The sequence below is a fragment of the Burkholderia sp. BE17 genome (assembly GCF_009362305.1).
Lineage (GTDB): Bacteria > Pseudomonadota > Gammaproteobacteria > Burkholderiales > Burkholderiaceae > Burkholderia > Burkholderia pyrrocinia_C.
The window spans coordinates 465,840-484,212 of sequence record NZ_WHNU01000001.1 but is presented as its reverse complement, the minus strand read 5'-3'; the positions used below and the strand labels follow the sequence as shown (position 1 = coordinate 484,212).

General features: G+C 66.0%; 19 protein-coding genes and 4 tRNA genes. 8 read left to right on the top strand and 15 right to left on the bottom strand.

The window, feature by feature from the left end:
• Nucleotides 1-7 precede the first annotated feature (7 nt).
• The gene (gene minE, locus GD429_RS02325; RefSeq protein WP_006486661.1) at nt 8-262 is read left to right on the top strand and encodes a cell division topological specificity factor MinE; all 255 of its coding nucleotides are present in this window, start codon (nt 8-10) and stop codon (nt 260-262) included.
• A gap of 160 nt (nt 263-422) precedes the next feature.
• Complete coding sequence (locus GD429_RS02320; RefSeq protein ID WP_152855472.1) at nt 423-824, top strand: YXWGXW repeat-containing protein; 402 nt, start codon at nt 423-425, stop codon at nt 822-824.
• 116 nt (nt 825-940) lie between these two features.
• Here the strand turns inward: GD429_RS02320 and GD429_RS02315 are convergent, their stop codons facing one another.
• Entirely contained in the window at nt 941-2,482 is a 1,542-nt protein-coding gene (locus tag GD429_RS02315) for a chloride channel protein (RefSeq protein ID WP_152855471.1), read from the bottom strand.
• Nucleotides 2,483-2,654: 172 nt separating this feature from the next.
• On the opposite strand from GD429_RS02315, the gene waaC reads away from it, so the two are divergent.
• Nucleotides 2,655-3,653, top strand: a complete 999-nt coding sequence (gene waaC / locus GD429_RS02310; RefSeq protein ID WP_321574350.1) for a lipopolysaccharide heptosyltransferase I — start codon at nt 2,655-2,657, stop codon at nt 3,651-3,653.
• 19 nt (nt 3,654-3,672) lie between these two features.
• Here waaC and GD429_RS02305 read toward each other — a convergent pair whose 3' ends face one another.
• The 9 genes from GD429_RS02305 to rph all read right to left on the bottom strand — a co-directional run bounded on the left by GD429_RS02305 (nt 3,673) and on the right by rph (nt 10,284).
• The gene (locus GD429_RS02305; protein WP_152855469.1) at nt 3,673-3,852 is read right to left on the bottom strand and encodes a hypothetical protein; all 180 of its coding nucleotides are present in this window, start codon (nt 3,850-3,852) and stop codon (nt 3,673-3,675) included.
• A 105-nt stretch (nt 3,853-3,957) separates the two neighbouring features.
• A complete protein-coding gene (locus GD429_RS02300) occupies nt 3,958-5,268 on the bottom strand; it encodes an MFS transporter (protein WP_152855468.1) in 1,311 nt (436 codons plus the stop codon).
• Between the two features lie 294 nt (nt 5,269-5,562).
• The gene (locus GD429_RS02290) at nt 5,563-6,054 is read right to left on the bottom strand and encodes a TonB family protein (RefSeq protein ID WP_193727035.1); all 492 of its coding nucleotides are present in this window, start codon (nt 6,052-6,054) and stop codon (nt 5,563-5,565) included.
• Nucleotides 6,055-6,403: 349 nt separating this feature from the next.
• Nucleotides 6,404-6,697, bottom strand: coding sequence for a hypothetical protein (locus tag GD429_RS02285; RefSeq protein ID WP_152855466.1), 294 nt, complete (start codon nt 6,695-6,697; stop codon nt 6,404-6,406).
• 212 nt (nt 6,698-6,909) lie between these two features.
• Nucleotides 6,910-7,305, bottom strand: a complete 396-nt coding sequence (locus tag GD429_RS02280) for a hypothetical protein (protein WP_152855465.1) — start codon at nt 7,303-7,305, stop codon at nt 6,910-6,912.
• A gap of 139 nt (nt 7,306-7,444) precedes the next feature.
• Nucleotides 7,445-7,532: transfer RNA gene (locus GD429_RS02275), tRNA-Ser, on the bottom strand.
• Nucleotides 7,533-7,675: 143 nt separating this feature from the next.
• Nucleotides 7,676-8,890: a radical SAM family heme chaperone HemW gene (gene hemW, locus GD429_RS02270; protein ID WP_152855464.1), complete on the bottom strand. Its 1,215-nt coding sequence runs from the start codon at nt 8,888-8,890 to the stop codon at nt 7,676-7,678.
• A gap of 34 nt (nt 8,891-8,924) precedes the next feature.
• Nucleotides 8,925-9,551 (bottom strand): RdgB/HAM1 family non-canonical purine NTP pyrophosphatase, encoded by a 627-nt coding sequence (gene rdgB, locus GD429_RS02265; RefSeq protein WP_152855463.1) that lies wholly within the window; start codon nt 9,549-9,551, stop codon nt 8,925-8,927.
• Nucleotides 9,544-10,284 carry a ribonuclease PH gene (gene rph / locus GD429_RS02260; RefSeq protein WP_152855462.1) on the bottom strand — a complete coding sequence of 247 codons (741 nt, stop codon included), beginning with the start codon at nt 10,282-10,284 and terminating at the stop codon, nt 9,544-9,546. Before rph ends, rdgB begins: the two co-directional genes overlap by 8 nt.
• Nucleotides 10,285-10,459: 175 nt before the next feature.
• Here rph and GD429_RS02255 point away from each other — a divergent pair, with 175 nt between their 5' ends.
• The 4 genes from GD429_RS02255 (at nt 10,460) to GD429_RS02240 (ending at nt 14,765) form a co-directional block, all read left to right on the top strand.
• Nucleotides 10,460-11,383 (top strand): YicC/YloC family endoribonuclease, encoded by a 924-nt coding sequence (locus GD429_RS02255; RefSeq protein ID WP_034182984.1) that lies wholly within the window; start codon nt 10,460-10,462, stop codon nt 11,381-11,383.
• A 6-nt stretch (nt 11,384-11,389) separates the two neighbouring features.
• The gene (gene gmk / locus GD429_RS02250) at nt 11,390-12,073 is read left to right on the top strand and encodes a guanylate kinase (RefSeq protein ID WP_152855461.1); all 684 of its coding nucleotides are present in this window, start codon (nt 11,390-11,392) and stop codon (nt 12,071-12,073) included.
• 58 nt (nt 12,074-12,131) lie between these two features.
• Nucleotides 12,132-12,335, top strand: coding sequence for a DNA-directed RNA polymerase subunit omega (gene rpoZ / locus GD429_RS02245; protein WP_006025620.1), 204 nt, complete (start codon nt 12,132-12,134; stop codon nt 12,333-12,335).
• 63 nt (nt 12,336-12,398) lie between these two features.
• Entirely contained in the window at nt 12,399-14,765 is a 2,367-nt protein-coding gene (locus tag GD429_RS02240; protein ID WP_152855460.1) for a RelA/SpoT family protein, read from the top strand.
• A 191-nt stretch (nt 14,766-14,956) separates the two neighbouring features.
• On the opposite strand, the gene GD429_RS02235 is transcribed toward GD429_RS02240, so the two are convergent.
• From GD429_RS02235 to GD429_RS02225, 3 genes are all read right to left on the bottom strand, one after another.
• A tRNA-Arg gene (locus tag GD429_RS02235) sits at nt 14,957-15,033 on the bottom strand.
• A gap of 61 nt (nt 15,034-15,094) precedes the next feature.
• Nucleotides 15,095-15,171: transfer RNA gene (locus tag GD429_RS02230), tRNA-Arg, on the bottom strand.
• A 65-nt stretch (nt 15,172-15,236) separates the two neighbouring features.
• Nucleotides 15,237-15,313 (bottom strand) — tRNA-Arg (locus GD429_RS02225).
• Nucleotides 15,314-15,444: 131 nt separating this feature from the next.
• Between GD429_RS02225 and greB the strand changes: the two genes are divergently transcribed.
• On the top strand, nt 15,445-16,005 hold the full coding sequence (gene greB / locus GD429_RS02220) for a transcription elongation factor GreB (protein ID WP_072436094.1): 561 nt from the start codon (nt 15,445-15,447) through the stop codon (nt 16,003-16,005).
• A gap of 85 nt (nt 16,006-16,090) precedes the next feature.
• On the opposite strand, the gene GD429_RS02215 is transcribed toward greB, so the two are convergent.
• Together GD429_RS02215 and GD429_RS02210 are read right to left on the bottom strand one after the other, a co-directional pair.
• Nucleotides 16,091-17,233 carry a porin gene (locus tag GD429_RS02215; protein ID WP_152855459.1) on the bottom strand — a complete coding sequence of 381 codons (1,143 nt, stop codon included), beginning with the start codon at nt 17,231-17,233 and terminating at the stop codon, nt 16,091-16,093.
• Between the two features lie 497 nt (nt 17,234-17,730).
• Entirely contained in the window at nt 17,731-17,997 is a 267-nt protein-coding gene (locus GD429_RS02210) for a hypothetical protein (RefSeq protein WP_152855458.1), read from the bottom strand.
• Nucleotides 17,998-18,373: the final 376 nt, after the last annotated feature.

The window sequence follows — 18,373 nt, the reverse complement described above, 5'->3', positions numbered from 1 at the left end:
GCCGCCCATGTCCATCCTTTCGTTTCTCCTCGGCGAGAAGAAGAAGTCCGCATCGGTCGCGAAGGAGCGCCTGCAGCTCATCATCGCGCACGAGCGGGTCGGCGGCCGGCCGCCGGCCGATTACCTGCCGGCGCTCCAGAAAGAGCTGGTCGCGGTCATCTCGAAGTACGTCCATATTTCGAACGATGACATCCGCGTGAGCCTCGAGCGCCAGGACGATCTCGAAGTCCTCGAAGTGAAGATCGAGATCCCGCAAGCCTGACCCTTGCCTGTCCCCCCCCGCACGGCGGCACCCGCCGCCGTGCGCGTCTTACGCCCTGTTGCACTTTCGGGCACGCCGTAACACGGCGAATGTCGGCCGTTATCGGTCCTCCCGCATTGAACGAATACGCTCGCGTTACTTGTTCAACCAGGAGGTTGTGATGGCTGTCTCTACTGCTCAACGTCGTATCGTTTCGCTCGCGCTGTTTGCCGCGGGCCTGTCAGCCGTCGTCGCGCCGTTTGCCGCGCATGCGGACGAGATTCTCGTCGGCGCACCCGTGATCGCCCCGCAGGGGCGCGTGGTCATCGCCGAGCCGGTCGCCGTGCGCACCGAGGAAATCGTCGTCGTCGCGCCGAATGCGCCGCCGCCCGTGCGCTACGAGGTCGTGCCGACCACGCGGGTCGGCTACGTGTGGGAGCGCGGTCACTGGCACTGGGACCATGGTCGCTACGTGTGGATCGGCGGTCACTGGGAAGCCGAGCGCGTCGGCATGCAATGGGTGCCGGGCCATTGGGACCAGCGCGGTCCGAACTGGTTCTGGACCCGCGGCCACTGGGCGTGAAGGAGGCGCGTGATGAAAAGAACCGCAATCGCCATCGCGCTCGTCGCGATCACGCTGGCCGGGTGCATCGTCGTACCGGCGCGGCCCGTCTACTACCGGCCGGCACCCATCGTGATCTACTGAGCGTCGCGTGGGCCGTGCCGCACCGGGCCGTGCGCGCCGGACGGCGCCGGCCCGTCGTCGTGCGTCGCCGTTGCGTGTGCCGCGCCTTCGCCCGGCGCAGCGGCGGCCGGCGCGTCGCTGCCTTCGTCGCGCAGCGTGTCGAGCGGATCGGCGGGCGCGGCGGTCGCATCCTGCGGCTCGGTGACGCCGGTCGTCGCCGTCGCGGTTGCGGCGGCCGGTTCGGCGGCCGCGACGGGCGGCGCGAGATAGCGCTGGGCGAGCGTTTCGTAAAGCGGCGGCGCGAAAAAGCGCGACACGCGGCTCGACACCAGCGCGGTGGCCATCAGCGAAATCACGAGTGCGTGGCCGTTGATCATCTCCATCACGATCACGAACGATGTGATCGGCGACTGCGTGACGGCCGCGAGGTAGCCGACCATCGCGAGTGCGATCAGCATCGGCAGGCTCATGTTGCCGAACACGACGTGCAGCAGGTTGCCGAACCCCGCGCCGATCGACAGCGACGGCGCGAAGATCCCGCCCGGGATGCCCGGCAGGTACGACGCGACCATCGATACCATTTTCAGGAACGGGTAGAACACCGACAACTGCTCGCGGCCGTCGAGCAGGCCGCGTGCCTCGGCGTAGCCGCTGCCGAACGTCGTGCCGCCCGACACGAGGCCGACGACGGCGATCACGAAGCCGCACAGCGCGGCGAACGCGATCGGACGCTCGCGATACAGGCCGAGCAGTTGCGCTGGCAGCCAGCGCCCCGTGTTGAGCAGCAGCCAGCAGAACAGGCCGCCCGCGATGCCCGTCACGATCGCGGTGACCAGTACCGCGAGCGCCAGCAGCTTCGGGAAATGGGGGCCGGCATCGATCGTGCCGAAATAGGTATAGTTGCCGTTCAGGCCGAGCGCGACGACGCCGGCGAGGATGATCGCGGTGATCAGCACGCCGCTCGCGCGCGCGGAGAAGCTGCGGGTCAGCTCCTCGATCGCGAACACGATCCCGGCGAGCGGCGTATTGAACGCGGCCGACAGCCCGGCTGCGGCGCCGGCAAGCACCAGTTGGCGTTCGATCTGCGCGTTCGAGCGCGGGTAGAAGCGCCGCAGGTTGAACATCAGCGCCGCGCCGACCTGCACGGTCGGCCCCTCGCGACCGATTGTGAAGCCGCCCAGGATGCCCAGGAACGAGACCAGCACCTTGCCGAACAGGATACGCAGCGTCAGCAGCCGGGCGCCGAACGCACTCGGGCGCGCATGCAGCGTCGCGATCACCTGCGGGATGCCGCTGCCCTCGGCGCCGCGGAAGAACCGGCGCGTGATCCACACCGACGCGGCGGCGATCGCCGGCGTCAGCAGCAGCGGTAGCCACGCGGCATGATCGCGCATCGTGCGGAAGGTTTCGTAGCCCCAGTCGATCAGCCGCGCGTAGAGCACGGCCGCGAGGCCGACGACGATCGCGCCGAGCCAGAAGACGCCGTACTGGCGCCAGATGCGCAGCGAGCGGCGGGTGAGAGCAGGAAACAGCGCGGGAAGGGCGGGGCGTGGCATCGGCGCGGGCCGGAAGGCAAAGACCGCATTATAAAAAGGAACCGGAGCCCCGCCGTGGGCGACAGCATTTCGTAAACTAGTAGCATTTTGTTGCAAATGTAATGTTGGAGTAATGTGCGCGCACGACAACCGTCGCTAGCATGCCGAAATGGCCGGTCAATCCCCACATATCGTGAAACGCATCCTCATCGTAAAAGTGACGTCGCTCGGCGACGTCGTCCAGACGCTGCCCGTCGTCGCAGACCTGCATCGCACCTTTCCCGGCGTGACGGTCGACTGGGCCGTCGACGAATCGTGCGCCGAGGTCGTGCGCTGGCACCCGGGCGTGAGCGCCGTCCTGTGCGCGCCACTGCGCCGCTTCAAGAAACTCCGGAATGTCGGCGACCTGAAGGCGATCTCGGCGTCGATCGGTGCGTTGCGCGCGCACCGCTACGATGCCGTCATCGACCTGCACGGCGTCTACAAGAGCGCGATCATTTCGGCGCTGGCGCGCGCCGCGCGCCGCGTCGGCTACCAGACGCAGGATCTCGGCGAAACGGGCGCACGCTTCGCGTATTCGCATCGCTTCGGCCCGCGGCCGGACTGCGACGCATGGCACGGGATGCGCGTGAGCGCCGGCGAGGCGCTCGGCTACGTGCCCGAAGGCGTCGCCACGTACGGCATCGTCGCGCCGCAGGACGCGAGCCTGCCGGCCGCCGTGACCGACGGCGCACCGTTCATGCTGCTGTTCCATGCGACATCCAATCCAGACAAGAAATGGCCGGCCGACCACTGGGCCGCGCTCGCCACGCAGATGATGGCGCGCGGCGTGCGCGTGCTGTTGCCGTGGGGATCGGCTGCCGAGCATGACGATGCGCAGGACATCGCCGCGCGCGCGCCGGGCGCGATCGTGCTGCCTGCGATGACCGTGCGCGAACTCGGCGCGGCGCTCGGCCGGGCCGCGCTTGTGGTGGGGGTCGATACGGGGTTCGTGCATATGGCGCACGCGCTGCAGCGGCCGACCGTGATGATCTTCGTCGCGACGTCGCGCCACCATTGCGGCATCGGCGGCGCACCGAATGCACTGTCGATCGGCGAGCCCGGCACGATGCCGTCCGTCGAGCAGGCGCTCGACGCGATCGAGGTGGTAAGCCCCGCTTACGGCGCGCTGCGCGCGCGGCTGACCGCCTGACGCAGCGGGGCGGGCCGGTTCAGGCGAGCAGCGCCTCGACCGTGATGACGGCGGCGATGGCCGCCAGATTCGCCAGCAACGCCTCGAACACGAGGCCGCGCCACGTCTTCGGTCGGAAGCGCAGCGCGAGCAGCAGCGCGCCACCCAGCGCGAGCGCGAGGATCAGGACGAGATCGGCATTGCCGAGGTGGATGTTCATCGCGGCGGCTCCTTCGAGGCGGGATCCCGGGGGGCGCGCAGCGGCGCGCCCAGGATCGAGTATAGGCAGCGCCGGTCGCCGCACAACCCGGGTCGCCCCGGAGGCTCAGACGAGCGATGCGTCGCGCGTTTCGCGCATCAGCAGCACGCCGATCAGGCTGATCGCCGCCGCGACCGATACGTAGCCGCCGACCCACGACAACCCGCCGCGCGCAGCCAGCAGTTGCGCGATATACGGCGCGATCGACGCGCCGAGAATCCCGCCGAGGTTGTACGCGACACCCGCGCCCGTGTAGCGGACGTTGGTCGGGAACAGTTCCGGCAGCAGCGCGCCCATCGGCGCGAACGTCACGCCCATCAGGAACAGCTCGATCGTCAGGAACAGCGCGACGAGCGGCATCGAACCGCTGCCGAGCAGCGGGTCCATCGCGAAACCCGACAGCAGTGCGGCGATCGCGCCGACCGCGAGCACCGGCTTGCGGCCGAAACGGTCCGACGCCCACGCGGAAAGCGGCGTCGCGAGCCCCATGAACACGACCGCGAAACACAGCAGGCCGAGGAAGCTCTGGCGCGGAATATGCAGCGCCGACACGCCGTACGACAGCGAGAACACCGTCGAGATGTAGAACAGCGTGTAGCAGACGACCATCGCGAGCGCGCCGAGCAGCGTCGGCTGCCAGTGTTGCGTGACGAGCGTCGCGACCGGCACGCGCACGCGCTCGTTGCGGTCGAGCGCCGCCTGGAACGCGGGCGTTTCGGTGATCTTGAGCCGCACGTACAGGCCGAGCGCGACGAGCACCGCGCTGACCAGGAACGGGATGCGCCAGCCCCAGCTGCGGAACTGCTCGTCGGACAGCGACAGCGCGAGCGCGAAGAACAGCCCGTTCGACATCAGGAAGCCGACCGAGGGCCCGAGCTGCGGGAACATCCCGAACCAGCCGCGCTTGCCCTGCGGCGCGTGCTCGGTCGCGAGCAGCGCCGCGCCGCCCCATTCGCCGCCGAGGCCGATCCCCTGGCCGAAGCGCAGCACGCACAGCAGCACCGGCGCGAGCGTGCCGATCGCATCGTAGCCGGGCACGAAGCCGATCGCGGTGGTGGACACGCCCATCACGAGCAGCGACGCGACGAGCGTCGATTTGCGGCCGATGCGATCGCCGAAATGCCCGAACAGGAACGAGCCGATCGGGCGCGCAATGAACGCGATGCCGAACGTGACGAATGCGGACAGCGCCTGCGCGGTCGCGGAGCCGTGCGGGAAGAAGACGGGGCCGATGACGAGCGCGGCGGCCGTCGCGTACACGTAGAAATCGTAGAACTCGATCGCGGTGCCGATGAAGCTCGCGAACACGATGCGCCGGTGGCTGACGGCGCCGGCCGAACCGGTTGCGTGTGCAACGGCCGGGGGGGATGCGGACATGGATGTCTCCGTTTTGTCGTTGGGGCGGTCGGCGGTGCGTGCGCTCGGGCAGGCGGACGCCTGCCGGGGGGCAGCCGAGCGGATGATGCGGTGGCGGCGTGGACGCGCGCCGTGGCGCGAACGTCACCCGCCGGTCGACGATGGAGACGGGTATGTCGCCGCCGTCCGGTGCCGGCGTGGTCGGCTCGCATGCCGGGTGGGGCGCGCGAACGCGCGCGCGGCGTGATGGCCGCGCGATTGCGGAAAATTATAGCCAGCGCCGCCGCACACCGGCAATCGCGGCGCGGCGGGCGGTCAGTCGAGCGATTGCGCCTGCGCGGACGCAGTGCTTTGCAACTGGAAGTGGCCGTCGTCGTTGAAGAGCCAGCCTTCCATCATTTCGATCTGGCCGTTGCCGTCGAGCAGTCGCGACGGCGGCGTCGGCAGCGGCGCCGAGCGGCGCAGCGACGCGAGCGCGAGCGCTTCCGCTTCGCTGTCGCCGTTGCTGCGATAGACGGAGGCATGGACGAGGCGGCCGTTGCGATCGACGGTGAATGCGACGACGACGAGCGAGCGGAGCATCGCCTGCGGTGTGCCGTGCAGCATGTCGGACGGATTGCGTTCGGCAACGCGATGCGCGACCTCGACGCGATACTGGTCGCGGCTCGCGGTGCGCGAGATCGACGGAATCGTCAGGACCGAATGCAGTGACGGCGGTGGCGTGATCGTGCACGCCGCAAGCATGGCGACGACGGCCAGCGCAGCAGTACGCAGCCGGTCGACGCGCGGAGTAAGAACGGGGCGCATGGGAGATAGCCAGAAGTGACTATAAAAAAATGATAGGCGTGCGCACGCAAGTCGATATCGGGAGAAACGCATAACGCGCGATGCGGGACGTTGCGATCGCTGATGATGACGGCCGGGCGCCGCACCGCACGTCGCGATGTGACGTGACATGTGACAGCGCGCTCGACTCGCTCACGTCACGGCAGCGCATGCGCAGGTCGGTGCACATGTTGCAAGTTTGAAAGCTTGAAAGGCGCGGCGCGCGAGTCACGCGCAGGCTCGCGACGATCGTCCGGCTGCACGCAGCGTTCGCCGAGTGCGGCACCGCGACCGACGTCCGCACAATCGCTTGCGATGCCGACCGCCGGGTTCAGAAGCCGTGCGTGACGAGCGACAGCACCGACAGGTCGGGGTGCGTGCCGTCGATGATGCTCTTGCCGATGTGCACGGCTTCGTGGACCGCCTCGTCGATGCTCGCGAAACTTTCCTCGCCGTCGGCGTGGAACGGTACCGCGTGGCCGGGCAGCGCGGGATTCGCGCCCGGATGGCACACGTAGCCGGTGTAGGTGTAGCGCGTGTCGCTGCCGGGCGCGGTGGCCGGCACGACATGGATCTCGAAGCCTTCGTAATCGACGTGTCCCGTCGGTGTCGACAGTTCGGTCATGGCGATCTCCGTGTGCCGCGCGCAGGGGTGGCGCGTGCGGCATCGAGTACGCGGCGGCGGTCGTGTCGCCGTGTTGAACGAATTCTAGGTGATCGCGGGGCGGGCCGGGAGGCTTCCGGCGCGGCGCGACAGCGGCCGTTACGCGGATTCGGTTGTGCGCTGCCGCGAGCGCGCGTGCCGTCCCGACGGACGGGCGCGCACGCGTGGCTGCGTCATTGTTTGCAGCGCGCGTCCTTTCGCTGCACGACGACGATCACCGGGTACTTCTGGCCGTGGTCGAGTTCCACGCGCGCCACGACGGTCAGCGTTGCCGGATCGGAATCGTCGTATACGCTGACCTGTTCGTTCCTGAGGTAGGTCACGCCGGTGCAGTTCGACGTGCGCCCGTCGTCCGACACCTTGCACTGGAGATCGTTGTCCTTCAGGTAGTTGTAGGGCGACGGGCTCGCGAGGTATTCGCTCAGGCCGCGCGGCGAGCCGCCGACGCCAGTCACGTACGCGATCGCGCACGACGCCTGCGCGCCGCTGCCGGAGGCGGTATCGGCCGCGGCGTGCGTGCTGACGACAGCCAGCATGGCGACGAGCGACGAGGCGAGGAAGGGCTTCATGACGTGGGTTTCCCGTTTCGCGAATCGGAGCGCGGGATTGTAACGGCATCCGGCGCGATGCGTCGGAACGTGGGGCAGGGGCGTGCGGGCAAACAAAAACCCCGTCATTCAGCGAATGGACGGGGTTTGGCGAATTTCCTGGCGGAAGCGGTGAGATTCGAACTCACGGACAGTTTCCCGTCGCTGGTTTTCAAGACCAGTGCCTTAAACCGCTCGGCCACGCTTCCACGCGAGGCGGCATTGTAACCGAAATGCCGTGTCTGTCGACCGGAGTTGGCACTTCAGTGCTTACTCCGGTCTCATGCTTCGCGGTTGACCGCAGCAGGCACGTCAGCGCCTGTTCGCGGTCCCATGCTTCGCATTCATCGCATCAATCGTCGCGCAGGAACAATTCCTGCAGGTCGTTGAGGAACCGCTGGCCGAGCGGCGTCGGCGCGATCTGCGTGAAATCGCGCTCGATCAACCCGCGCCGTTCCGCTTCCTTCAGCGCCGGCTCGATCGTGCTCATCGGCAGGCCAGTGCGTTCGGCGAAGCTGTGCACGGGGAAGCCCTCGACGAGCCGCAGCGTGTTCAGCATGAACTCGAACGGCAGGTCGCGTGCGCCGACCTCGCGTTCTTCCTGCACCGCCGCGCCGGCCATCGCCTGCTCGATGAAGGTTGCCGGATGCTTGTAGCGTGCCTGCCGCAGGATCCGGTTCGGGAACGACAGCTTCGTGTGCGCGCCCGCGCCGATCCCGAGATAGTCGCCGAAGCGCCAGTAGTTCAGGTTGTGCTTGCACTGATGATTCGGCTTCGCGTAGGCGGAGACTTCGTAGCGCCCGTAGCCGGCCTCGGCCGTGCGCGCGTGGATCCATTCCTGCATGTCGGCCGATGCGTCGTCGTCGGGGACGACGGGCGGGAACTTCGCGAACAGCGTGTTCGGCTCGAGCGTCAGGTGATACAGCGACAGATGCGGCGGCGCGAACGACAGTGCGGTCTCGATGTCCGTGCGGCATTCGTCGAGCGTCTGGTTCGGCAGCGCGAACATCAGGTCGAGGTTGAAGTTGTCGAAGTTCTTCGCGGCGATCTCGACGGCCGCACGCGCCTGCGCGGTGTCGTGAATCCGGCCGAGCGCCTTCAGGTGCGCCTCGTTGAAGCTCTGGATGCCGACCGACAGCCGGTTCACGCCGCTCGCTCGGAACTGCGCGAACTTCGCGGCCTCGAACGTGCCCGGATTCGCCTCGAGCGTGATTTCGGCATCGGCGTCGAGCGGCAGCAGCGCGCGCACGTCGGACAGCATCCGGTCGAGACCCGCCGCCGACAGCAGGCTCGGCGTGCCGCCGCCGATGAACACGGTATGCACCTGCCGTCCCCACACGAGCGGCAGCGCCTGCTCGAGATCGGCGCGCAGCGCGTCGAGATACTCGGTTTCAGGGAATCGTTCGCCTTTCCACTCGTGCGAGTTGAAATCGCAGTACGGGCACTTGCGCACGCACCACGGAAAATGCACGTACAGCGCGAGCGGCGGCAGCGACGTGAGTCGCACCTGTCCGGGCGACGTGAACGTCGCGACGACGCGCGCGCCGGTTTCCGCGGCCTGGCTCATGCGGCCTCCCGCAGCGGTTGGGTATCGGGCACGGTCATGCTTCCTCCGCGAGCCGCGCAAGCAGCGCCTTCAGCGCAAGCGCGCGATGGCTGTGGGTGTTCTTCACGTCCGGCTCGAGTTCGGCTGCCGTCGCGCCGAGCGACGGCAGGTAGAAATACGGGTCGTAGCCGAATCCGTGCTCGCCGCGCGGCGCGTCGACGATCTCGCCGGCCCAGCGCCCTTCGGCGAACAGCGGCTCGGGATCGTCCGCATGGCGCACGAGCGCGAGCACGCAGCAATAGTATGCGCGCCGGTCGTCGACGCCGCGCAACTGCTCGACGAGATACGCGTTGTTCGCCGCGTCGCCGTTGTCGCGACCCGCGCGCTGTGCGTAGCGCGCCGAATAGACGCCCGGCGCGCCGCGCAGCACGCGCACACACAGACCCGAATCGTCGGCGATCGCCGGCAGCCCGGTGAGCCGCGACGCGTGCCGCGCCTTCGTCAGCGCGTTCTCGATGAACGTGCCGAACGGCTCGTCCGCCTCGGGCACCTCGAGGTCGCCCTGCGGGACGATCTCGATGCCGACCGTCGCGAACAGCGCGGTGAATTCGCGCAGCTTGCCGGGGTTGTTCGACGCGAGAACGATGCGCGACAGCGGCGCGATGGTGCGATCGTCAGGCATGGCGGGCGCCCAGGACGTCCTTCTGCAGTTGCACGAGCTCGGCGATCCCGCCCTGCGCGAGGTCGAGCAGCGCGTTCATCTCGGCGCGCGAGAACGGCACGCCTTCGGCCGTGCCCTGGACTTCGACGAAGCCGCCGGCGCCCGTCATCACGACGTTCATGTCGGTGTCGCATTGCGAATCTTCCGCGTAGTCGAGATCGAGCACCGGCGCGCCTTCGTACACGCCGACCGAGATCGCGGCGACGTGGTCGGTGATCGGCGAGCGCGTGAGCTTGCCGGCCGCGATCAGCTTCGACACGGCGTCGTGCGCGGCGACGAATGCGCCGGTGATGCTCGCCGTGCGCGTGCCGCCGTCGGCCTGGATTACGTCGCAGTCGATGTGAATCGTGCGCGGGCCGAGCGCCTCGAGATCGAACACCGCGCGTAGCGCGCGGCCGATCAGGCGCTGAATTTCCTGCGTGCGGCCCGTCTGCTTGCCGCGCGCGGCTTCGCGGTCGCTGCGCGTGTGCGTCGCGCGCGGCAGCATCCCGTATTCGGCGGTCAGCCAGCCTTGCCCGCGGTCGCGCAGGAATTCGGGCACGCGTTCGGCGACGCTCGCGGTGCAGAGCACCTTGGTGTCGCCGAATTCGACCAGCACGGAGCCTTCGGCATGTTTCGTGTAGTGGCGCGTGAGGGCGACCTTGCGCAGTTCGTCGGCGCGGCGGCCGCTCGGGCGGGAAAGGGAGGACGTCATGTGGGAATCGCGGAAGGAGGGGAAACCGCGATTTTAGCGCCGAACGGCGGGCTTGCCCGGCGGGGTGGTCCGCAAAAATGGGATAATGCGCGCTTCCCGCCCCGCGCTTATCCGATGCGCCGGGCGCCTCGACATATCCTCCGCCCGCGAGGGCACCCAGACGGCGAGACGAACCATGATCTACAGCATGACGGGCTACGCGAGCGCGACGCGCGAACTCGCGACGGCCACCGGCAACGGTGGCACCAGCGTGTCGGTCGAACTGCGCACCGTGAATTCGCGCTTCCTCGACCTGAATTTCCGGATGCCGGACGACGTGCGCGCGTGCGAACCCGCGCTGCGCGAAATGCTGATGAACAAGCTGTCGCGCGGCAAGGTCGACGTGCGCATCAACCTGCAGCGTGGCGAACAGAGCATCGGCGCGGGCGCGCTGAACCAGTCGGCGCTCGGCCAGCTTGCCGATCTCGAACGCGCGGTGCTCGACTCGTTCCCGGGCGTCGGCCGCCTGCGTGCGGGCGAGATCCTGCGCTGGCCCGGCGTGATCGCCGAAAGTGGCGTGTCGGCCGACGCGATCCGCGACGCGGTGCTCGCGTGCGGCAAGGAAGCGATCGGCGAGCTCGTCGTCGTGCGTTCGCGCGAAGGCGCGCAACTGGCGACGATGCTGCTGTCGAACGTCGCCGAGATGGAAGCGATCGTCGCGCGCATCACGCCGCTCGTGCCGGAGCTGATCGCGAAGCATCAGCAGAAGATCGTCGAGCGGCTGCAGGAAGCGCTCGGCATCGCGGCGCCCGAAGGCAGCGCGCCGATCGTGACGCGCGAGGAAGCCGCGGAGCGCATTCGTCAGGAAGTGACGATGTACGGGATCCGGATCGACATCGCGGAAGAGCTGTCGCGGCTCACCGCGCACCTGAACGAAACGCGTCACGTGATCGAGAAGGGCGGCCGCGTCGGCAAGCGTCTCGACTTCATGATGCAGGAGCTGAATCGCGAAGCGAACACGCTCGGCTCGAAGGCGGCGGCGAAGGAACTGGCCGACGCGTCGATGGCGCTCAAGCTGTTGATCGAGCAGATGCGCGAGCAAGTGCAAAACCTGGAGTAACGCAACATGACCCAACCCACTCACGACGGCCACGCCGCGCATTCGCTGCACGGCGGCGTCTATCCCGGCAACCTGTTCATGGTCGTCGCGCCGTCGGGCGCCGGCAAGTCGACGCTCGTGAATGCGCTGCTGTCGAAGGACAGCGACATCTGCCTGTCGATCTCGTACACGACGCGCAAGCCGCGCCCGGGCGAACAGGACGGCCAGCATTACCACTTCACGACCGTCGAGGATTTCCGCACGCGTCACGCGGCGCACGAATTCCTCGAGAGCGCGGAAGTGCACGGCAACTACTACGGTACGTCGCGCGTCTGGATCGAAGAGCAGATGAAGAACGGCCACGACGTGCTGCTCGAAATCGACTGGCAGGGCGCATTGCAGGTGAAGAAGCAGTTCCGCAACGCGGTCGGCATCTTCATCCTGCCGCCGTCGCTCGACGCGCTCGAGGAGCGTTTGAAGAAGCGCGGCCAGGACGAGCCGAACGTGATCACGCGGCGTCTGCTTGCCGCCGGCAGCGAGATCGCGCACGCGTCGGAAGCGGAATACGTGGTGATCAACGAGAATTTCGAGCGTGCGCTCGCGGAGCTCGAATGCATCGTCGCGGCGACGCGCCTGCGCTTTGCTTCGCAGTACGCGCGACACGCCGAGCTGTTCATCGAACTCGGCATCCATCTGCCCCACGCGGAATGACGCGGGGGACGAGGGACATAAGGTAGAATAAGCACTATATTCAGAAGGAATTACCAACATGGCTCGCATTACCGTCGAAGACTGCCTGAAGCAAATCCCGAACCGCTTCGAACTGGCGCTCGCCGCCACCTATCGCGCGCGGCAGCTCGCGCAAGGCCATACGCCGAAGATCGAAAGCCGCGACAAGCCGACCGTCGTCGCGCTGCGCGAAATCGCCGCCGGCCAGGTCGGCGTCGAGATGCTGAAGAAGGTGCCGGTCTAACGCGCATCCGGCCCGTTCCAGCCATGTAGTCCACGCGCGCAACGACTCGACCTGGAGGCGAATATGAGCACCACCCCATCGTCCGCCTCCGCGGATTCGACCACCGAAACCACGGCCCAGTCGCCTGCGCGCCAGTACATCGATGCGGTCCTCGAACAGTCCTTCCGGCATCTGTTCGGGCCGACCGCCACTCCGGAGCAGCCGCGCAAGCACGGCGTCGTTTCGATCGCGAAACTGACGGCCGCGCTTGCCGAGTACCTCGCCCCGGACGAAATCAAAGAGGTCAAGGCGGCGTTCCACTTCAGCGACGAAGCCCACCTCGGTCAATATCGCCAGAGCGGCGAACCCTACATCACCCATCCCGTCGCCGTCGCGGAAATCTGCGCCGGCTGGAAGCTCGACGCGCAGGCCGTGATGGCCGCGCTGCTGCACGACGTGATGGAAGACCAGGGCGTGACCAAGAACGAGCTGGCCGAACGGTTCGGCCCGAAGGTCGCCGAACTGGTCGACGGCCTGTCGAAGCTCGACAAGATGGAATTCCGCAGCCGCGAGGAAGCGCAGGCGGAAAACTTCCGCAAGATGCTGCTGGCGATGGCGCGCGACGTGCGGGTCATCCTCGTCAAGCTCGCCGACCGCCTGCACAACATGCGCACGCTTGGCGCGGTGCCGATGGAAAAGCGCCGCCGCGTCGCGCGGGAAACGCTCGACATCTATGCGCCGATCGCGCACCGGCTCGGGTTGAACAACACGTATCGCGAGCTGCAGGACATGAGTTTCGCGAACTTCAACCCGCATCGCTACGCGACGCTCGAGAAGGCCGTGAAGGCCGCGCGCGGCAACCGCCGCGAAGTGATCAGCAAGATCCTCGAGGCCGCGCAGCGCGCGATGGCCGACGCGAAGATCGACGCCGAGATCACCGGCCGCGAAAAGACGATCTACAGCGTCTACCGCAAGATGCGCGACAAGCAGCTGTCGTTCTCGCAGGTGCTCGACGTGTACGGCTTTCGCGTCGTCGTCGAGAGCGCGCTCGACTGCTACACGTGCATCGGCGCGCTGCACTCGCTGTACAAGCCGGTGCCCGGCAAGTTCAAGGACTACATCGCGATCCCGAAGATCAACGGCTATCAGTCGCTGCACACGACGCTCGTCGGCCCGTTCGGCGCGCCGATCGAGTTCCAGGTGCGCACGCGCAAGATGCACGAGATTGCCGAGGCGGGGGTTGCCGCGCACTGGCTGTACAAGAACGGCAGTGCGGATCTCAGCGACGTGCAGAAGCGCGCGCACCAGTGGCTGAAATCGTTGCTCGACATCCAGAGCGAAGCAGGCGATTCGAGCGAATTCCTCGAGCACGTAAAGATCGACCTGTTCCCCGACGCGGTCTACGTGTTCACGCCGAAGTCGAAGATCATGGCGCTGCCGCGCGGCGCGACGGCGCTCGATTTCGCGTATTCGATCCACAGCGATCTCGGCAACCAGTGCGTGGCCGTGAAGATCAACAACGAGCTGCTGCCGCTGCGTACCGAACTGAAGAGCGGCGATATCGTCGAGGTGATCACCGCGCCGTACTCGAAGCCGAACCCCGCGTGGCTCGGCTTCGTGCGTACCGGCAAGGCGCGCTCGGCGATTCGTCACTACCTGAAGACGATGCGCCTGAACGAATCCGTGCAGCTTGGCGAGCGGCTCGTCGACCAGAGCCTGAAGGGCTATGGTCTCGCGCTGGCCGACGTTGCGCCGGAAGTGTGGGAAAAGCTCGTGCAGTGGACGGGCAACAAGAGCCGTCAGGAAATTTTCGCGGACATCGGCCTCGGCCGCCGCGTCGCAGCGGTGATGGCCAAGCGCATCGAAGTGCTGATGAGCGGCCGCGACGCGGACGACGACCTGCCGAAGTCCGAGCGGCATCCGGCGCATCATGCGCCGCCGGTCGTGATTACCGGCACCGAAGGGATGTCCGTGCAGTTGTCGGCATGCTGCCGGCCGATTCCGGGCGACGCGATCATGGGCTACATCGGCATCGGCCTGGGGATGGCGATTCATACGACAGATTGCCGCGTCGCGCAGCGCATCCATCGCCGCGATCCGGGCCGCTGGATCGACGTCGAATGGGCGCCGCAGCCGGGCCGGCTGTTCGATGTCGCGGTTAAGGCGCTCGTGAAGAACACGAAGGGCATCTTCGCGCGCGTCGCGGCGGACATCACGTCGGCCGACGCGAACATCGTTCATATCGCGATGGACGAGGATCTGACGCACGAATCGACCGTGCTGCGCTTCGTGATCCAGGTCAGCGATCGCGTGCATCTCGCGAACGTGATGCGGCGCGTGCGAACCAATCCGGACGTGATGCGGATCATGCGCGAGCGCTCGACCGACGACGGCGCGCATGCGCGCCACGATGGCGGCATGCGCATCGAGCGCGAGCGGCAGGATTATTGACGCGTACCCCTCTTGCGGGCGATGGTTCGACGGCGGCCGATGGCCGCCGTTTTCATTTGTGTCGTGGAGCGAAGGTGCGGCCTTGCCGGCGCTCTGCCGAAGCGCGTCGGGCGCTCGCAAATCGGGCGCGAGTGACGGGAGAGGGGGGCGGAAAAGAAAAAGGGCCTTCCCGGAGGAAAGCCCTTTTAAGGTGGCGCGGCTGGCAGGATTCGAACCCACGACCCCTTGGTTCGTAGCCAAGTACTCTATCCAACTGAGCTACAGCCGCACGCAAAACGGTACTGCTTCAACTGTCGGAACCTTCTGCGATGGGAAGGCCCCCAAAAAAGTGGCGCGGCTGGCAGGATTCGAACCCACGACCCCTTGGTTCGTAGCCAAGTACTCTATCCAACTGAGCTACAGCCGCACGCAAAACAAAATGCTACTACTTCGAACTGAAAGGGCCTTCGGTTTGGAAGGCCCTCGAAAAGGTGGCGCGGCTGGCAGGATTCGAACCCACGACCCCTTGGTTCGTAGCCAAGTACTCTATCCAACTGAGCTACAGCCGCACGCAGAAGCGAAATTATAGCAGGGTTGTATAAAAAGGGAAGCCTTATTCGCGAATTACGTGGCGCGACCTTTGCGGCGCGCCCTTCGTGTACCCTTGGAGCATCAGTCATCCACGTGTTGAATCTGCATCATGAACAAGGCGTTTGTCAAAGAGTCGGACGGTGACGACGACGATCTCGACCAGGCTCAACCCGCGATTCCGGCGGGCGCGAAGAACTACATCACGCCGGCCGGCCACAAGCGGCTGCGGGACGAGTTGCTGAACCTGATCGACGTCGAGCGCCCCGAGGTCGTGCGGCTCGTGTCGTGGGCCGCGTCGAACGGCGACCGGTCGGAGAATGGTGACTACATCTATGGCAAGCGGCGGCTTCGCGAGATCGATCGCCGCATCCGCTTCCTGACGAAGCGGCTCGATCTCGCCGAAGTCGTCGACGCGAGCCGTCAGGAGAATGTCGACCAGGTGTTTTTCGGCGCAACGGTCGATTACGAGACGCCGGACGGCGAGGATCATACGGTCACGATCGTCGGGATCGACGAGGTCGATCTCGACCGCGGCTGCGTCAGCTGGATTTCGCCGGTCGCGCGTGCGCTGATCAAGGCGAAGATCGGCGATACCGTCACACTGATGACGCCGGCCGGCCCGCAGCCGATCGACATACTCGACGTCCGCTATCCGGCACCGGGCGCCTGAGCGGCGGCCCACGTATTCCGGCAAAGAAAAGCGCCCCGGCGGGGCGCTTCGTCATCCGGCGTGAAGCAGCGGATGCGCCGGTCGCTCAGAAGCGATGGCGCAGGCCGGCCGTGACCGCGATCTGCTTGTTGGTCGATGATGCGGCGCCCAGCCCGTTGATGTTGGCGCCGATCGGCAGGCCGTCCGCCAGCACCCGCTGGTATTCGCCCTGCAGGTACACGTCGGTGCGCTTCGACAGCGCATAGTCGGCCTGCAGGTTGAATTGATGCCAGCTCGGCTTCTGGCCGTCGAGACGGCCGTCGGTGTACGTGTACGAGCCCGCGAGCGACAACGCCGGCGTGAGCGCATAGCGGCCGTTCAGTTCGTAGTTGTTGAAGCGGGTGCCGCCCGCCAGCGGAATGCCGCCCGATACGCCGGATTGGCCCGCGCTGATGCCGGCCGAATCGGTCAGGCGCGTCTGCGTGAACACGAAGCCCGCGGTCGCCGGCCCGAATGTGTAGTTGAGGCCCCCGCCCCAGGTGCGCTGGCGGCTGGCCGCGAAGGTCCAGTCGCCGGCGACCGCGCCCGGATCGGTCGCCGCGAGCGCCAGCGAATTGATGTTGTTGTTCAACTGCATGTACGCGGCCGCGACGTTGAAGCCCATGAAGCTGTACGACGCGCCGACGCTGTACGCGCGGTTGTTCGAGAAGCTGGACGAATTAGAGAAGCCGTACAACGCGCCGAACTTCAGCCCGTTGTAGTTCGCGCTCTGGTACTTGACCGAGTTGTTGATCCGGAACGAGTTGTTCAGGTTGTCGTTGTCGAACGGATGCGCGAACTGGGTGCCGCCGTACTGCGTGCCGGTCAGCGACAGCGGCCCGAGATAGTCGACGACGCTGTCGTATTGCCGGCCCAAGGTCAGCGAACCGAAGCTGTCGTGCGCGAGGCCGACAAACGCTTGCCGGCCGAATTCGCGGCCGTTCTGCTTCAGCGTGCCGTTGTTGATGCCGAAGCCGTTTTCCAACGTGAAGATCGCTTTCAGGCCGCCGCCCAGATCCTCGGTGCCGCGCAGTCCCCAACGGCTGCCGTTGATCGAGCCGCTCGTTTCCTGCCAGGCGCTGTGGCCGTGCTGATTGTTCGTGTAGGTGATGCCTGCGTCGATCAGGCCGTATAGCGTAACGCTGCTTTGTGCGTGTGCTGCCGTAACGAATACACCCGACAACGCGGTGACGATCAGAGTTTTTTTCATGGATCTGTCTCCAAACAGGATGATGTCGATCGAACCTGCTGCCGAACCGGCATGTTTGGGTGACGCTGTGACCGGCCCGGCAGAGCGACGGTGCGCGTATCAGAAAGCCACTTGCAGTGTACGGAGTGCGCGAAGCGGGGGAGGGTCACGCTTTAAGCAATAGTGTATTTTGGAATCCGCAAAGATCGAAAAACATGCGGAAGCCGTTACCCATCAAGGGTTTGCGGCAGTGCGGCGAAGGGAAATGGCGATCAGGACTGCGTAACGGGCGTTGCGTGATCGCGACAGGCGATCAGCAGGCGGCGGCAGCCTTAGCGCGATTATTGACGCATCGGCAATAGAGGTTTGTGTGGAGCATGAATAATGAAAGGTGGTTCTCTCGCTATACTGCGGTCTCTGCTTTCCGAAGCAGACTTTTTCGTTGACGGAAAAGATCTCCAAACCTTTGTCGGCGCGACTTCCCAGTCGCGCTTTTTTTTGCCCCGCTTCTCCGTGTGCTATTGCGCGTACGAGCGCCGCTTGCGCTTGCCTGTCGGCGCGGCTTCCTCGGGTTCGGTGTGCGGCGGCGTGTAGGTCCAGTCTTCCATCACGTAGTGACGGGCATCCAGCGGCGACGCGAGCAGGTTCTGCCAGTGATCACCGTGCCACGTCGTATCGAACTCGGTATCGCACGGCGCTTCGCGAGCGGACTCGGCCAGGGCGCGGGACTTGCGGCGTACGCGCCCGAGCCGGCTCGCGAAGCGCTTGATTTCGTCCAGCCACATGACCCTCTCCTTCCTTTCGGCGTTACACCAGCATCGCAACGTCCCCGGATTTCCGCAACCCGGAAAAAACCCGAGGATTTTACCGAGTCGATTTGTCCCCGGTAGGATTTTCGTGGTCGGGATTATTGGTGATCCGATCCCGGTAATAATGACAGGTTTTTGATGCGAATCAATTAATCAAAGGCGACGGTGTACCGATTCCAGTGGTATTAGCGCTTTTTTGATAAAGAGGTCGCCAAAAATTTTCTTGACGCACCTGGATTGTCCAATTTATAAAGTCAGCACTCCGTCCTCGGGCGGCGTGCTGGTGCGGGTGCTGGCGCAATGTTTCGGGATTTCGGGAAACGGCTATAAAAATAGCTTTTTTGATCTAATC

Excerpts from the sequence above, each read along its gene's own strand:
- GD429_RS02285 (WP_152855466.1), bottom strand. The coding sequence starts at position 6,697 with ATGACCGAACTGTCGACACCGACGGGACACGTCGATTACGAAGGCTTC.
- GD429_RS02300 (WP_152855468.1), bottom strand. The coding sequence starts at position 5,268 with ATGTCCGCATCCCCCCCGGCCGTTGCACACGCAACCGGTTCGGCCGGC.
- GD429_RS02215 (WP_152855459.1), bottom strand. The coding sequence starts at position 17,233 with ATGAAAAAAACTCTGATCGTCACCGCGTTGTCGGGTGTATTCGTTACG.
- GD429_RS02280 (WP_152855465.1), bottom strand. The coding sequence starts at position 7,305 with ATGAAGCCCTTCCTCGCCTCGTCGCTCGTCGCCATGCTGGCTGTCGTC.
- GD429_RS02305 (WP_152855469.1), bottom strand. The coding sequence starts at position 3,852 with ATGAACATCCACCTCGGCAATGCCGATCTCGTCCTGATCCTCGCGCTC.
- GD429_RS02255 (WP_034182984.1), top strand. The coding sequence starts at position 10,460 with ATGATCTACAGCATGACGGGCTACGCGAGCGCGACGCGCGAACTCGCG.
- hemW (WP_152855464.1), bottom strand. The coding sequence starts at position 8,890 with ATGAGCCAGGCCGCGGAAACCGGCGCGCGCGTCGTCGCGACGTTCACG.
- rpoZ (WP_006025620.1), top strand. The coding sequence starts at position 12,132 with ATGGCTCGCATTACCGTCGAAGACTGCCTGAAGCAAATCCCGAACCGC.
- gmk (WP_152855461.1), top strand. The coding sequence starts at position 11,390 with ATGACCCAACCCACTCACGACGGCCACGCCGCGCATTCGCTGCACGGC.
- GD429_RS02290 (WP_193727035.1), bottom strand. The coding sequence starts at position 6,054 with ATGCGCCCCGTTCTTACTCCGCGCGTCGACCGGCTGCGTACTGCTGCG.
- rdgB (WP_152855463.1), bottom strand. The coding sequence starts at position 9,551 with ATGCCTGACGATCGCACCATCGCGCCGCTGTCGCGCATCGTTCTCGCG.
- GD429_RS02320 (WP_152855472.1), top strand. The coding sequence starts at position 423 with ATGGCTGTCTCTACTGCTCAACGTCGTATCGTTTCGCTCGCGCTGTTT.
- GD429_RS02240 (WP_152855460.1), top strand. The coding sequence starts at position 12,399 with ATGAGCACCACCCCATCGTCCGCCTCCGCGGATTCGACCACCGAAACC.
- GD429_RS02210 (WP_152855458.1), bottom strand. The coding sequence starts at position 17,997 with ATGTGGCTGGACGAAATCAAGCGCTTCGCGAGCCGGCTCGGGCGCGTA.
- minE (WP_006486661.1), top strand. The coding sequence starts at position 8 with ATGTCCATCCTTTCGTTTCTCCTCGGCGAGAAGAAGAAGTCCGCATCG.
- rph (WP_152855462.1), bottom strand. The coding sequence starts at position 10,284 with ATGACGTCCTCCCTTTCCCGCCCGAGCGGCCGCCGCGCCGACGAACTG.
- greB (WP_072436094.1), top strand. The coding sequence starts at position 15,445 with ATGAACAAGGCGTTTGTCAAAGAGTCGGACGGTGACGACGACGATCTC.
- GD429_RS02315 (WP_152855471.1), bottom strand. The coding sequence starts at position 2,482 with ATGCCACGCCCCGCCCTTCCCGCGCTGTTTCCTGCTCTCACCCGCCGC.